Source organism: Streptomyces sp. NPDC004031 (assembly GCF_053604375.1).
The window spans coordinates 1-14,940 of sequence record NZ_JBSGHL010000009.1 but is presented as its reverse complement, the minus strand read 5'-3'; the positions used below and the strand labels follow the sequence as shown (position 1 = coordinate 14,940).

Sequence of the window (14,940 nt, the reverse complement as noted above, 5' to 3'; positions counted from 1 at the left end):
GCTCCTGCCGGGCACCGTCGCCCGTCAGCGTCCGTTGTCGTCCTCACGGTCGGCGAGGAAGCGCTCGAACTCCGCCGCCAGGTCGTCGGCCGAGGGCAGATCGACGGGCTCGGCGATGAGGTTCTCCCGGCTGTCCATACCGGCCACGGCGTCGTACTGGCTCTCCAGGCCGCGCACCACCGAGACCAGCTCGCCGTCGCCCTCGGCGACCTGCCGGTCGATCTCGACACGTACCGTGTGCGCCTCGTTGCGCAGCGCGTGCGCGATCTCGGGCAGCACCAGGCCGGTGGCCGCGGTGACCGCCTCCAGCACGGCGAGCGCCGCGTCCGGGTACGGGGAGCGCGCCAGGTAGTGCGGCACGTGCGCGGCGACGCCCAGCACGTCACGCCCCGCCTCGGCGAGCCGCAGCTCGACCAGCGCGGCCGCGCTGCCGGGCACCTGCGCCTCGTCGAACCACGCGCGGTGGCCCGGTACCAGGTCCACCCGGTTGCCGTGCGGGGTCAGGCCGACCGGGCGGGTGTGCGGCACGCCCATCGGGATGCCGTGGAAGTTGATGGCGATACGGACCCCGAGGCGCTCGATGACCTGGAGCACCGCGGTCGCGAAGCGCTCCCACTCCACGTCCGGCTCGGAGCCGGTGAGCAGCAGGAACGGGGTGCCGGTGGTGTCGCGCAGCAGGTAGAGATCGATCGTCGGCGCCTCGTAGGACGACCAGTGGTCGCGCTCGAACGTCATGATCGGGCGGCGGGCCCGGTAGTCGACCAGCCGGTCGGCGTCGAAACGGGCGACGAGCTGGTTGTCGAGACGGTCCAGCAGCTGCTCGCTGATCTGCTCGCCGGCCTCACCGGCGTCCATGAACCCCTCGAAGTGGTAGAGCAGCACCGGTCCGGTGTCCCCGACCGCCTCGTCGACGGCCTCGGCCCCGCCCGGTACGTACTCGTACAGCCCTTGCGGATCCAGCACGATGATCGTCCTCCTCGTTATCTGTCACCACAACGAACAACTCCGGCCGCCCATTCCCGCCCCGGGGCGGGGCCAGCAGCCGGTGGACGCGGTGCGGCCCCGCACCCGGGAGGGGTGCGGGGCCGCGGTGGCCTGGGACGTGAGCCCCGGGCCGGGGGTCAGCTCTGGCCGCCGGCCAGCTTCTCGCGAAGCGCGGCGAGCGCCTCGTCGGAAGCGAGGGCACCGGAGTTGTCGTCCGACTCCGAGGAGTACGAACCGCCGGAGCCCGCGCCACCGGACGCCGGAGCGGCGCTGCCGGCCTCGGCAGCGGCCTGCTCGTCGGCCTCGCGGGACTTGATGACCTGGGCCTGGTGCTGCTCGAAGCGGGCCTGGGCCGTGGCGTACTGGGCCTCCCACTCCTCGCGCTGCTTGTCGTAGCCCTCGAGCCAGTCGTTGGTCTCGGGGTCGAAGCCCTCGGGGTAGATGTAGTTGCCCTGCTCGTCGTACGACGCGGCCATGCCGTACAGCGTCGGGTCGAAGTCGACCGAGGCCGGGTCGGCGCCGAAGGACTCGTTGGCCTGCTTGAGGGACAGCGAGATGCGGCGGCGCTCCAGGTCGATGTCGATGACCTTGACGAAGATCTCGTCGTTGACCTGGACGACCTGCTCCGGGATCTCCACGTGGCGCTCGGCCAGCTCGGAGATGTGGACCAGGCCCTCGATGCCCTCGTCCACCCGGACGAACGCACCGAACGGGACGAGCTTGGTGACCTTGCCGGGCACGACCTGCCCGATCTGGTGCGTACGGGCGAACTGCTGCCACGGGTCTTCCTGCGTCGCCTTCAGCGACAGGGAAACACGCTCGCGGTCCATGTCGACGTCCAGGACCTCGACCGTGACCTCCTGGCCGACCTCGACGACCTCGGAGGGGTGGTCGATGTGCTTCCAGGACAGCTCCGAGACGTGCACCAGACCGTCGACACCGCCGAGGTCCACGAACGCACCGAAGTTGACGATGGAGGAGACGACGCCGGAGCGCACCTGGCCCTTCTGCAGGGTGGTGAGGAAGGTCTGGCGGACCTCGCTCTGGGTCTGCTCCAGCCAGGCACGGCGGGACAGGACCACGTTGTTGCGGTTCTTGTCCAGCTCGATGATCTTGGCCTCGAGCTCCTTGCCCACGTAGGGCTGGAGGTCGCGCACACGGCGCATCTCGACCAGGGAGGCGGGGAGGAAGCCGCGCAGGCCGATGTCGAGGATGAGACCACCCTTGACGACCTCGATGACGGTACCGGTGACGATGCCGTCCTCTTCCTTGATCTTCTCGATGGTGCCCCAGGCGCGCTCGTACTGGGCGCGCTTCTTCGAGAGGATCAGGCGGCCTTCCTTGTCCTCCTTCTGGAGGACCAGGGCCTCGATCTCATCGCCCACGGCGACGACCTCGTTGGGGTCGACGTCGTGCTTGATGGACAGCTCGCGGGAGGGGATGACACCTTCGGTCTTGTAACCGATGTCGAGCAGGACCTCGTCCCGGTCGACCTTCACGATGACGCCGTCGACGATGTCGCCGTCATTGAAGTACTTGATCGTCTCGTCGATCGCCGCGAGGAAGGCTTCCTCGTTGCCGATGTCGTTGACCGCCACCTGCGGGGTGGTACGAGGGGCCTCGGTGCTGCTCGTCATTAGGGAAAGGACTCCGGTACGGACAGTAAGTCGTAGGTACTGCTACGCCGAAGCCTTTTTCGGTCCCACCGTGCCTCCGGCTCGCCCAAAGGGGGCCGTGAGACTGCGGCGGTGTCGAGCGTGGCCTGCTCCGTCTGAGGCGCGCAGGCTACCAGCGCAACTTGTAGCATACGGGGGCAGCCGGGCAGGGTCAATGCACGAAGAGCCCACCGGGCGCGTAACGAACCAAACCGCCGTAAGCCCCCCGTCCGCAGGTCTTTTCAGAGAGTACGACGACTGCCGCCATGATCCAAGGACCCGAACCCGAAGCGACCCGGCGCAGCGCGGGGACCACGGAGAGCAGCCGGGCCAACCGGGGCTGGTGGGACCGCAACGCCGACGACTACCAGCGCGAGCACGGCGACTTCCTCGGCGACGACCGCTTCGTCTGGGGCCCCGAGGGGCTCGACGAGGCGTCCGCCGCCCTCCTCGGCCCGGCGGCGGAGCTGCGCGGCAAGGCGGTGCTGGAGATCGGCGCCGGGGCCGCGCAGTGCTCGCGCTGGCTCGCCGCGCGGGGCGCCCGGCCGGTCGCCCTCGACCTCTCGCACCGCCAGCTCCAGCACGCCCGGCGCCTCGCCGAGGACGCCCCCGCGGCCGCCGCCGTCCCCCTCGTCGAGGCCGACGCCGGTTTCCTGCCCTTCGCCGACGACTCCTTCGACCTGGCCTGCTCGGCGTACGGGGCGCTGCCCTTCGTCGCCGACGTCGCGCGGGTCCACCGCGAGGTCCGCCGGGTGCTGCGCCCCGGGGCCCGCTGGGTCTTCTCCGTCACCCACCCCGTGCGCTGGGCCTTCCCCGACGAACCGGACGAGGAGGGCCTGACGGTCTCCGGCTCCTACTTCGACCGCGTCCCCTACGTCGAGCAGGACGACCGGGGCCTGGCCGTCTACGTCGAGCACCACCGCACCCTCGGCGACCACATCCGCGCCCTCACCTCCTCCGGCCTGCGCCTGCTCGACCTGGTGGAACCGGAGTGGCCCGACTGGAACACCCAGGAGTGGGGCGGCTGGTCCCCGCTGCGCGGCCGCCTGCTGCCGGGCACGGCGATCTTCGTGTGCGTGGCGGAATGAGCGGGGCGCCGCGCGGGCGTACGGGCGACCTCACGGGCCGCGCTGCCCCGGGCGTGACGGTGACGGTCGCCGGCGGCGGGGGCCGCGGATGAGTCCGGGCACCGCCCGCGGGGGCTTCGCGGTACGGGACGAGGGGCGGGGGCTGCCGGTCGCCGCGGTCGTGCCCGAACTGCTGGACGCACTCGCGCGGGAAGGCTGCGCGGTACTCGCCGCGCCGCCCGGCACGGGGAAGACGACGCTGGTGCCGCTGGAGCTGGCCGCGGCGGGCGGCGGCCGGGTCGTCGTCGCCGAGCCGCGCCGGATGGCCGCGCGGGCGGCCGCGCTGCGGATGGCGTGGCTGCTGGGCGAGCGCGTCGGCGGCACGGTCGGCTACACCGTGCGCGGCGACCGGAAGGTCTCCGCCACCACCGCGGTCGAGGTCGTCACCACCGGCGTCCTCCTCCAGCGCCTCCAGCGCGACCCCGAGCTGGCCGGTGTCGGCACCGTCGTCCTCGACGAATGCCACGAACGGCACCTGGACGCCGACACCGCGATGGCCTTCCTGCTCGACGTGCGCGCCGCGCTGCGCCCCGAGCTGCGGCTCGTCGCCGCCTCCGCGACGACCGACACGGCGGCGTGGTCCGCGCTGCTCGGCGGGGCGCCCGTGGTCGAGGCCGCGGGCGTGCTGCACCCGGTCGCCGTGCGGTGGACACCGCCGCCGCGTCCCGTACGGCCCCCGCACGGCATGAGCGTGGACCCCGCGCTGCTCGCGCACGTCGCCGCCGTCGTCCGTACCGCGCTCTCCGGCACCGAGGGCGACGTGCTGTGCTTCCTCCCCGGCGCCGGGGAGATCGCCCGGGTCGCCGGAATGCTCGGCGGGCTCGGCGTCGACGTGCTCCAGCTGCACGGGCGGGCCCCGGCCGCCGTGCAGGAGGCCGCCCTCGCACCCGGCGAACGGCGCCGGGTGCTGCTCGCCACGTCGGTGGCCGAGTCCAGCCTGACCGTGCCGGGCGTACGGGCGGTCGTCGACAGCGGCCTCGCGCGCGAACCGCGCACCGACCACGCGCGGGGGCTGGGCGCGCTCACCACCGTGCGGGTGTCACGGGCCGCCGCCGAGCAGCGCGCCGGGCGGGCCGGGCGGGAAGCCCCCGGCACGGTCTTCCGCTGCTGGTCGCAGGCCGAGCACGACCGGCTGGCCCGGCAGCCCGAACCCGAGATCGCCCTCGCCGACCTCACCGGCTTCGCCCTCCAGGCCGCGTGCTGGGGCGAGCCCGATGCGACGGGCCTGGCCCTGCTGGACCCGCCGCCGCCCGGCGCGCTCGCCGCCGCCCGCGCCACGCTGCGCACGCTGGACGCCGTGGACGGTACGGGCCGCGCCACCCCGCGCGGCCGCCGCCTCACCCGCCTCGGCCTGCACCCCCGGCTGGGCCGCGCGCTCCTCGACGCCGCCCCCGAGGTGGGCGCCACCCGCGCCGCCGAACTCACCGCGCTGCTCTCCGAGGAGGTCCCCGCCGCGTACGGCCCCGACCTGACCGCCGCCTGGCACACCGCCCGCCGCGCGACCGACCCCTACGCCCCGCGCTGGCGCGCGGAGACCCGCCGCCTGGAGGCGGCTCTGCGCACGGAGGCCGAGCCCGGGGCGAAGGGCCCGGCCCGCACCACGGGCGGCGGGCGGCCATCGGCGCTCAGTGACGACGACGCCGCCGGGCTCGTCGTCGCCCTGGCCTTCCCCGAGCGGCTGGCACGGCGGCGTTCGACCGGCGGCTACCTGATGGTGTCCGGCACCGCCGCCGACGTCGGGGACGCGCTCGGCGGCGCCGAATGGGTGGCCGTCGCGGTCGCCGACCGTGCCGCGGGCCGGGCGGCGGCCCGGGTGCGGCTCGCCGCAGTGACCGACGGGACGACCGCGCGGACCGCCGCCGGGTGGGCCCTGGAGGCGTACGAGGAGGTGCGCTGGGCGCAGGGCGACGTGGTGGCCCGGCAGGTGGAACGGCTCGGCGCGGTGGAGCTGGAGTCGGCCCCGCTGCGCTCCCCCGACCCCGCCGCCGTACGCGCCGCCCTCCTCGACGGGCTCGCCGCCGAGGGCACGGGGCTGCTGCGCTGGTCCCGGGAGGCCCGCGAGCTGCGGCAGCGGATGGCGTTCGTGCACCACGTGCTGGGCGAGCCGTGGCCGGACGTCACCGAGGAAGCACTGCTGGAGCGCGCCCCGGAGTGGCTCGGCCCGGAGCTGGCCACCGCCCGCCGCCGCGCAGACCTGGAGCGTACGGACGCGGGGCACGCACTCCCGCGGCTGCTGCCCTGGGCGTCGGGCGAGGCGGCGCGCTTCGCCGGGCTGGCGCCCGAACGGCTGGAGGTGCCGAGCGGCTCACGCGTCCGCGTCGACTACACGGGCGAGCAGCCCGTTCTCGCGGTCAAGCTCCAGGAGATGTTCGGCCTCGCGGACACCCCGCGTATCGCGGGCGTCCCCGTCCTCGTCCACCTGCTCTCCCCCGCGGGGCGCCCCGTCGCGGTGACCGCCGACCTCGCCTCCTTCTGGCGCACCGGCTACCCCGCGGTCCGCGCGGAACTCCGCGGCCGGTACCCGCGCCATCCGTGGCCGGAGGACCCCTCCACCACGGCCCCTACGCGCCGCCTCAACCCCCGCACCTGAGCATCCACGGAGGCCGGGGTTTCCCCGGCGGGGGCTGAGCACGGCCCAGGTGACTGCCACTTGGCGTGACACGGCGCCTTTCCCCCGGCGGGGGCTGAGCGCGCAGTTCCCCGCGCCCCTAAAAACGCTCACCCTCCCCCGCAAGGCCGGCCCCCGCAGGGGAAGCGCCTGTCAGGGGCTCGCTGATGCCAGGCGGGGCAAGAAACCAGGGGCGCGGGGAACTGCGCGACCAGCCCCCGCCGGGGGAAGGTCGCGGGAGCCACCGCAAGCGGCACCCCGGGGCAAGCCCCCTTACGAGCGCACGCTCACCGCAGCGGTCGCCGGCTGCGAAGCCGACGGGGAAGCCTCCCCGGACGGGGTCTCCTCCGGCGTCGGTGTGGCCGTCGCGCACGGGTCCTCCGTGGGCGTGCCGGAGTCCGTGGGGGTCGGCGTCGGCGTCGCCGAATCCGTCGGGGTCGGCGACTCGCACACCGGCGGCGTGGTCGGGTCCCCCGGGTCCGTCGGATCCGTGGGCGGGGTCGTCGGGTCGCCCGACCCGTCCGTGGGCGGCGGCGTGGTGGTGCCGCCGTCCGTGGGCGGGGTGGTCGGCGGCGGGGTGGTCGTCCCGCCGTCGGTGGGCGGCGGGGTCGTCGTGCCGCCCCCGGGCTCGACCGGGGTCGTGGACTCGCCGCCGCCGCCCGCCGCGGGCGGCGGCGTGGTGGTGGGCGGACTGCTCGGCGTGCCCGGCTTGGCCGGGGCGGCGGGCGTGCCGGGGCTGTCGGGGACGGAGACGGCCCCGCCCTGCGTGAAGTGGTCGTACCAGGCGCGGACCAGCGCGAGGTAGGCCTGCGAGTGGTTGTAGCCGAGGATGGCCCGGTCCATCTGGGCCGGGACGGCGAGGTCGCGCCCGTCGGCGCACAGGTAGTGCGCGGCGGCGAGGGCGGCGTCGTAGATGTTGTTGGGGTCGTCCCTGCCGTCGCCGTTGCCGTCGGCTCCCCAGTGCTCCCACGTCGAGGGGATGAACTGCATGGGCCCGACGGCCCGGTCGTGGACCGGGTCCCCGTCGTAGCGCCCGCCGTCCGTGTCGCTGATGTTCGCGAAGCCGTTGCCGTCGAGGACGGGCCCGAGGATCGGCTTGTAGGTGGTGCCGTTGGCGTCGACCGCGCCGTGCCGGGCCTGGTTGGACTCGACCTGGCCGATCGCGGCGAGGAGTTCCCAGGGCAGGTGGCAGCCGGGGTCGCTCTCGGCGACGGACGCCTCGGCGCGCTGATAGGCGGCGAGTACGGTCGCGGGCAGGCCGGAGCCGTCGGTGGGGATGTTCACCGAAGGACCGCCGGGGGCTCCCGGTGTCGGGGAGACCAGCGGCGGTCCGGTGGGGGTGTTGAGCGGCGGCATGTCGGTGATGTAGGGCGTGTCACCGTCGATGGCCGGCCCGGGTGGCGGGGCCACGGTCGTCTGCTGCTCGGTGTGCGCGGGTGCGGCGTGGGCGACCGGGAGGAACCCGGGTGCCTGTGACGCGCTGAGCGCTGCCATCGCCGCGGCGGCGACCGCCGTGCCTGCCGCTCCCCTGCGTAGCCTTCGGCCGTAACGCCGCGCTGCCATAGGGTGCTTCCCCTCCCAGGTGCGGAGTGCGCCGTCTCCGGCGCCACAACTCCGCCGACCCTACGGCAACTTGCGGCACGTGACCACCGTGCGGACGTACTCAAAATGTGCGCAAACGGGCACGGTCGGCTTGTCACCGCCCGCCGTTCTCCCCCCGTCCATCTGGTGGTTGCCGGGGCGGCGGGGCGCGCGCCGGAGTGCGCCGCCCCGCCGCGCGCGGCTCAGTGGGCGGCAGACTCCCAGTCCGGTCCGACGCCCACCGACACGTCCAGCGGGGCGCGCAGCGGGTACGCCCCGGCCATCTCGCGGCGCACCAGCTCCTCGACGGCGGCCCGCTCGCCGGGGGCGACTTCGAGCACGATCTCGTCGTGCACCTGGAGCAGCATGCGGGAGGCCAGCTGCTCCTTGGTGAGCGCCTCGTCGACCCGCAGCATGGCGAGCTTGACGATGTCCGCGGCCGAGCCCTGGATCGGCGCGTTGAGCGCCATGCGCTCGGCCATCTCGCGGCGCTGCCGGTTGTCGCTGTTGAGGTCGGGCAGGTAGCGGCGGCGGCCGAGCAGTGTCTCGGTGTAGCCGGTGACGCGGGCCTCCTCGACGACACGGTGCAGGTAGTCGCGCACCCCGCCGAAGCGCTCGAAGTACGTCTCCATCAGGGCGCGCGCCTCGGCGGCCTCGATGCCGAGCTGCTGCGACAGGCCGAAGGCGGACAGGCCGTACGCCAGGCCGTAGGACATGGCCTTGATCTTGCGGCGCATCTCCGCATCCACCGCGTCCCGCGTCACGCCGAAGACCTGGGAGCCGACGGTGGTGTGCAGGTCCTCGCCGGAGGTGAAGGCGGCGATGAGGCCCTCGTCCTCGGACAGGTGGGCCATGACGCGCAGCTCGATCTGGCTGTAGTCGGCCGTCAGCAGCGACTCGTAGCCCTCGCCGACGACGAAGCCGCGGCGGATGGCGCGGCCCTCGTCGGTGCGGACCGGCACGTTCTGCAGGTTGGGGTCGGTGGACGACAGGCGGCCGGTGGCGGCGACGGTCTGGCTGAAGGTGGTGTGGATCCGCCCGTCCGGGGCGACCGTCTTGACCAGGCCTTCGACGGTGACGCGCAGCTTGGCCTGCTCGCGGTGCCGCAGCATGATGACCGGCAGTTCGTGCTCGGTCTGCGCGGCGAGCCAGGCGAGCGCGTCGGCGTCCGTGGTGTAGCCGGTCTTGGTCTTCTTGGTCTTGGGCAGGCCCAGCTCGCCGAACAGCACCTCCTGGAGCTGCTTGGGCGAGCCGAGGTTGAACTCGTGGCCGACCGAGGTGTGCGCCTCGCCCACCGCGTGCTGAACGGCGGCGGCGAACTGCTCCTCCAGGCCCTCCAGATGGGCGCGGTCGGCGGCGATGCCGGCCCGTTCCATCTTCGCCAGCAGCGCGGACGTCGGCAGTTCCAGGTCGTGCAGCAGCTCGGCGGCGCCGACCTCGGGCAGCCGGGCGCCGAAGACCTCGCCGAGGTCGAGCACCGTGCGGGCCTGCACCATGAGGGCGCCCGCGGCGGCCGCGCCCTCCTCGTCGCTCTCCTCGCCGAAGGCGAGCTGGCCGCTGCCGGTGTCGACCGGGGCCAGTTCACGGCCCAGGTACTCCACCGACAGGACGTCGAGCGCGAAGGAGCGGCGGCCGGGCTTGATCAGGTAGGCGGCGAGCGCGGTGTCCATCGACACCCCCTCGACCGTCCAGCCGTGCTCGGCGAAGACGCGGGCGGTGTTCTTGGCGTTGTGCAGCACCTTGGGGCGGGTGGGGTCGGCGAGCCAGCCGGCGAAGGCCCGCTCGTCGGTCTCGTCGAGCTGCGCGGGGTCGAACCAGGCCGCGTCCTCAGCGGTGGCGAGCGCGATCTGGGTGACGCTGCCGGCGCCCAGCGCCCAGGTGTCGACACTGGCGAGGCCGACCGGCACCCCGCTGTGCCCGGTGAGCCAGTCCGGCAGGTCCCCCGCGGCCAGCACCGTGCCCTCGACGGCGACGCCCTCGGCGACCTCCGCCTCCTCCTCGACCTCGCCGGGGTCGGCGGCGAAGAGCCGGTCGCGGAAGTTGGCGTGGCGGAACTCCAGCACGTCGAGCACGCCGGTGACCGCGGGACGGTCGTACGGCACGCGCTCCAGGCCCTCGGGGCCGACGGGCAGCGCGACGTCCTTGACCATCTCCGTCAGCCGCCGGTTGAGCTTGACCGCGTCCAGGTGCGCGCGCAGCGCCTCCCCGGCCTTGCCCTTGACCTCGTCCACCCGCTCGACCAGCGCGTCGAACGAGCCGAACTCGCTGATCCACTTCGTCGCCGTCTTCGGCCCCACGCCGGGGATGCCGGGCAGGTTGTCGGACGGGTCGCCGCGCAGTGCCGCGAAGTCCGGGTACTGGCGCGGGGTGAGGCCGTACTTCTCCTCGACCTTCTCCGGGGTGTAGCGCGTCAGCTCGGACACGCCCTTGGTCGGGTAGAGCACGGTGACGTGGTCGCTGACCAGCTGGAAGGAATCCCGGTCGCCGGTGACGATCAGCACCTCGTAGCCGAGTTCCTCGGCCTGGGTGGCGAGGGTGGCGATGACATCGTCCGCCTCGAAGCCCTCGACGGCGAAGCGCCGCACCCCCATCGCGTCCAGCAGCTCGCCGATCAGCTCCACCTGGCTGCGGAACTCGTCGGGCGTCTTGGTGCGCGTCGCCTTGTACTCCGGGTACTCGTCGAAGCGCCAGGTCTTGCGGGAGACGTCGAAGGCGACCGCCAGATGCGTCGGCTGCTCGTCACGCAACGTGTTCGACAGCATGGACGTGAAGCCGTAGATCGCGTTCGTCGGCTGGCCCGTGGCGGTGCTGAAGTTCTCCACGGGCAACGCGTAGAACGCCCGGTACGCCAGCGAATGCCCGTCCAGCAGCATCAGGCGGGGGCGGTCGGTCGTCGTCTTCGATGCTTTCGTTGCCACGTGAGCGATCCTCCCACGGACCACCGACAATCCCGGATTCCGGCGGATCCCGGCACGCGGTCGGCCCGTCGCACCCCTGGCGCGTCCCGCGGGGAACGGTGGGAGGATCGGGGGCATGGCGAAGAAGGCTCCCGAGGGTGATCCCGTCCAGGACGCGCCGCACGTCGGTGCGCCGAAGAAGGCCGCCGCCGGGCTGCCGGCGGTCGGGCACACGATGAAGGCGGCCGGGGCCCAGATGGGTGCCCGGCGGACGGCGCTCACGCTGCTCAAGGTCAACCAGAAGGGCGGTTTCGACTGCCCGGGGTGCGCGTGGCCGGAGCCCGACCACCGGCACACCTTCGAGTTCTGCGAGAACGGCGCCAAGGCCGTCGCCGAGGAGGCGACGCTGCGCCGCGTCACGCCCGACTTCTTCGCCGCGCACCCGGTCGCCGACCTCGCCCGGCGCAGCGGCTACTGGCTCGGGCAGCAGGGCCGGATCACCCAGCCGATGTACCTGGCCGAGGGCGCCGAGCGCTACGAGGCGGTGCCGTGGGAGCGGGCCTTCGAGCTGATCGCCGGGGAACTGGACGCGCTCGGCTCGCCCGACGAGGCCGTCTTCTACACCTCGGGCCGCACCAGCAACGAGGCCGCTTTCCTCTTCCAGCTCTTCGCCCGCGAGTTCGGCACCAACAACCTGCCGGACTGCTCCAACATGTGCCACGAGTCGTCCGGCTCGGCACTGACCGAGACGCTCGGCGTCGGCAAGGGCAGCGTGCTGCTGGACGACCTGTACCGCGCCGAGCTGATCGTCGTGGCGGGCCAGAACCCGGGCACGAACCACCCGCGCATGCTGTCGGCCCTGGAGAAGGCCAAGCGCGGCGGCGCGAAGATCGTCACCGTCAACCCGCTGCCCGAGGCGGGCATGGAACGTTTCCGCAACCCGCAGACGGCGGGCGGTCTCGCCGGGCCCGGCACGCAGCTCACCGACCTCTTCCTGCCCGTGCGGCTGGGCGGCGACCAGGCGCTCTTCCGGGCGCTGGGGCGGCTGCTGATCGAGGCGGACGCGCTGGACCGCGACTTCATCGCCGAGCACACCCACGGCTTCGCCGCCTACGAGGCCGCGGCCCGCGCCGCCGACTGGGCGGAGGTGGAGCGCGCGACCGGCCTGGAGCGGGCCGCGATCGAGCAGCTGCACGCGATGGTGCTGGACGCGAAAAGCGTCGTGGTGTGCTGGGCGATGGGCCTGACCCAGCACAAGCACGCGGTGCCGACGATCCGCGAGGTCGTCAACTTCCTGCTGCTGCGCGGCAACGTGGGCCGGCCGGGCGCGGGGGTGTGCCCGGTGCGCGGGCACAGCAACGTGCAGGGCGACCGCACGATGGGCATCTTCGAGCGGCCCACCGCGGCCTTCCTGGACGCCCTGGAGCGGGAGTTCGGCTTCGCCCCGCCGCGCGAGCACGGCCTGGACGTGGTGCGGGCGATCCGCGCGCTGCGCGACGGTGAGGCGAAGGTCTTCTTCGCGATGGGCGGCAACTTCGTCGCGGCCTCCCCCGACACCGAGGTCACGGAGGCGGCGATGCGCCGCGCCCGGCTGACGGTGCACGTCTCGACGAAGCTCAACCGCTCGCACGCGGTGACCGGCGCCCGCGCGCTGATCCTGCCGACGCTGGGCCGTACCGAGAAGGACGTGCAGGCGGCCGGGCCGCAGTTCGTGAGCGTCGAGGACTCGATGGGCATGGTGCACGCCTCGCGCGGCGGGCTGCCGCCCGCCTCGCCGCAGCTGCTGTCGGAGCCGGCGATCGTCTCCCGGCTGGCCCGCGCGGTCCTCGGCGACCGCAGCACGGTGCCGTGGGCGGAGTTCGAGCACGACTACGACCTGATCCGCGACCGTATCGCCCGCGTCATACCCGGCTTCGACGACTTCAACGCCAGGGTGCGCCGCCCCGGCGGCTTCACGCTGCCGCACGGCCCGCGCGACTCGCGCACCTTCCCCACCGCCACCGGCAAGGCCAACTTCACGGCCGCGCCGCTGGAGTACCCCACCGTGCCCGAGGGGCGGCTGCTGCTCCAGACGCTGCGCTCGCACGACCAGTACAACACCACGATCTACGGCCTCGATGACCGCTACCGCGGCATCAAGGGGGGCCGCCGGGTGGTGCTGGTGCACGCCGACGACGCGGCGGCCGCCGGGCTGGCCGACGGGGAGTACGCCGACCTGGTCAGCGAGTGGAAGGACGGCTCCGAGCGGCGTGCGGAGGGCTTCCGGGTCGTCCACTACCCCACCCCGCGCGGCTGCGCCGCCGCGTACTACCCCGAAACCAACGTGCTGATACCGCTCGACCACACGGCCGAGACCAGCAACACGCCCGCGGCCAAGTCGGTCGTCGTCCGGCTGGAGCGGGCCCGCGCGGGCGCGCCGGCGGAACCGGCGCCCGGTCCCGCGGCAGGTCCGGCGGCCGACCCGACGCGCTCGTGACCGTGCCCGTGCGGTAGAAAGCGAGGGACAAGGCTGTCCGGTACACCCCACCGCGGCAGCGACGTAGAGGCCGATCGGAGCCGAGCGCATGGGCGAGCAGACCGTCACCCGTTTCCCGCAGGAGATCCTGGAGCAGTACGCCGGGCTCGGCATCGACCTGCAGGCGCTCTTCTCGGCCGGTCACCTGGGCGAGCGGATGAACATCCGCATCCTGGAGGCGTCGCCGGACCAGGTGGTCGGCACAATGCCGGTGGAGGGCAACACCCAGCCGTACGGGCTGCTGCACGGCGGTGCCTCGGCGGTGCTCGCCGAGACCCTGGGCTCGGTCGGCGCGATGCTGCACGGCGGCCCCAGCAAGATCGCGGTGGGCGTGGACCTCAACGCGACGCACCACCGCGGCATGCGCCAGGGCCAGGTCACCGGCACCGCGACGCCGGTGCACCGGGGGCGTTCCTCGGCCACCTACGAGATCGTGATCACCGACGACGACTCCGGCAAGCGCGTCTGCACCGCCCGGCTGACCTGCATGCTGCGCCCGGCCGCTCCGGCGGCGACGGCCTGACCATGGCCGCGCCCACCCCCGTGACGGGGGTCTGAGGCCTGTTGCGGCAAGGGCCCGCGCGGTTGTCCGCGGCGGGCCCGGGGTACCCCGGGTGGGATTCGAACCCACGCTGGATGCTGTTTGAGAGCACTGCCTCTACCGCTGGGCTACCGGGGCTCCTTGCGAAACGCAGGGCCCTCGACGGTCCTGCGTGGTCCTACCTTAGCGGAGCTGGGTAGGCTCTAGTAGCAGCACCCCGCCTGAACCGAGGAGCACCGTGAGCGCCCCCGACGAGTCCGCCGCGCAGTCCGGCGAGCAGACCGATTCCCCCGCCGACCAGCCGTCCGAGCAGCCCGCGGCGACGTCGCACGTCCCTCCGCAGACCACCCGTGTGGTGATCGCGGAGGACGAGGCGCTGATCCGGCTGGATCTCAAGGAGATGCTGGAGGAGGAGGGCTACGCGGTCGTCGGCGAGGCGGGCGACGGGGAGGCGGCGGTCAAACTCGCCGAGGAGCACCGTCCGGATCTGGTGATCCTGGACGTGAAGATGCCGGTCCTGGACGGGATCTCGGCCGCGGAGCGCATCGCGGGCGAGAAGCTCGCGCCGGTGCTGATGCTCACCGCCTTCTCGCAGCGCGAGCTGGTGGAGCGGGCGCGGGACGCGGGCGCGATGGCCTACCTGGTCAAGCCGTTCAGCAAGAGCGACCTGGTGCCGGCGATCGAGATGGCGGTCAGCCGCTTCCAGGAGCTGCGGGCGCTGGAGGCGGAGGTCGCCGACCTCGCGCAGCGGCTGGAGACGCGCAAGCTGGTGGACCGCGCGAAGAGCGTGCTGCAGACGAAGTACGGCCTGACCGAGCCGGCCGCCTTCCGCTGGATCCAGAAGACGTCGATGGACCGCCGGATGTCGATGCAGGCGGTCGCGCAGGCCGTGATCGAGGAGGTCGCGGGCGAGTAGCCCGGACCGGCGTCGCACCGCCGTACCCGAAACGGTGTGATGCAATGCTCATGATCCCCCGCCCGGACCAGGCGGGGGAGCGGTGCCTGACCGGCGAGGATGGATGGATATGGATA

At 73.5% G+C, this 14,940-nt stretch carries 9 protein-coding genes and 1 tRNA gene; 5 read left to right on the top strand and 5 right to left on the bottom strand.

Translation table 11 applies throughout. The features are described 5' to 3' along the window. Positions 1–24 precede the first annotated feature (24 nt). Both ACWERV_RS07660 and rpsA read right to left on the bottom strand, forming a co-directional pair. Positions 25–963 carry a proteasome assembly chaperone family protein gene (locus tag ACWERV_RS07660; RefSeq protein ID WP_452930058.1) on the bottom strand — a complete coding sequence of 313 codons (939 nt, stop codon included), beginning with the start codon at positions 961–963 and terminating at the stop codon, positions 25–27. A gap of 158 nt (positions 964–1,121) precedes the next feature. Beyond that, a complete protein-coding gene (gene rpsA, locus ACWERV_RS07655; protein WP_452930055.1) occupies positions 1,122–2,621 on the bottom strand; it encodes a 30S ribosomal protein S1 in 1,500 nt (499 codons plus the stop codon). Between the two features lie 284 nt (positions 2,622–2,905). Between rpsA and ACWERV_RS07650 the strand changes: the two genes are divergently transcribed. Continuing rightward, positions 2,906–3,727 (top strand): class I SAM-dependent methyltransferase, encoded by an 822-nt coding sequence (locus ACWERV_RS07650; RefSeq protein WP_398187271.1) that lies wholly within the window; start codon positions 2,906–2,908, stop codon positions 3,725–3,727. Between the two features lie 88 nt (positions 3,728–3,815). Continuing rightward, positions 3,816–6,356, top strand: coding sequence for an ATP-dependent helicase HrpB (gene hrpB / locus ACWERV_RS07645; protein WP_452930053.1), 2,541 nt, complete (start codon positions 3,816–3,818; stop codon positions 6,354–6,356). 291 nt (positions 6,357–6,647) lie between these two features. Here hrpB and ACWERV_RS07640 read toward each other — a convergent pair whose 3' ends face one another. Together ACWERV_RS07640 and polA are read right to left on the bottom strand one after the other, a co-directional pair. Next, complete coding sequence (locus tag ACWERV_RS07640; RefSeq protein ID WP_452930050.1) at positions 6,648–7,937, bottom strand: lytic murein transglycosylase; 1,290 nt, start codon at positions 7,935–7,937, stop codon at positions 6,648–6,650. Between the two features lie 221 nt (positions 7,938–8,158). Further along, on the bottom strand, positions 8,159–10,828 hold the full coding sequence (gene polA, locus ACWERV_RS07635; protein WP_452930340.1) for a DNA polymerase I: 2,670 nt from the start codon (positions 10,826–10,828) through the stop codon (positions 8,159–8,161). 160 nt (positions 10,829–10,988) lie between these two features. On the opposite strand from polA, the gene ACWERV_RS07630 reads away from it, so the two are divergent. After that, positions 10,989–13,328 (top strand): FdhF/YdeP family oxidoreductase, encoded by a 2,340-nt coding sequence (locus ACWERV_RS07630; protein WP_452930047.1) that lies wholly within the window; start codon positions 10,989–10,991, stop codon positions 13,326–13,328. An 88-nt stretch (positions 13,329–13,416) separates the two neighbouring features. Further along, positions 13,417–13,890, top strand: a complete 474-nt coding sequence (locus tag ACWERV_RS07625) for a PaaI family thioesterase (protein WP_398187257.1) — start codon at positions 13,417–13,419, stop codon at positions 13,888–13,890. Between the two features lie 83 nt (positions 13,891–13,973). Here ACWERV_RS07625 and ACWERV_RS07620 read toward each other — a convergent pair. Further along, positions 13,974–14,046: transfer RNA gene (locus tag ACWERV_RS07620), tRNA-Leu, on the bottom strand. Between the two features lie 214 nt (positions 14,047–14,260). Here ACWERV_RS07620 and ACWERV_RS07615 point away from each other — a divergent pair. Further along, on the top strand, positions 14,261–14,824 hold the full coding sequence (locus ACWERV_RS07615) for an ANTAR domain-containing response regulator (RefSeq protein WP_452930337.1): 564 nt from the start codon (positions 14,261–14,263) through the stop codon (positions 14,822–14,824). The last annotated feature ends 116 nt before the right edge of the window (positions 14,825–14,940 follow it).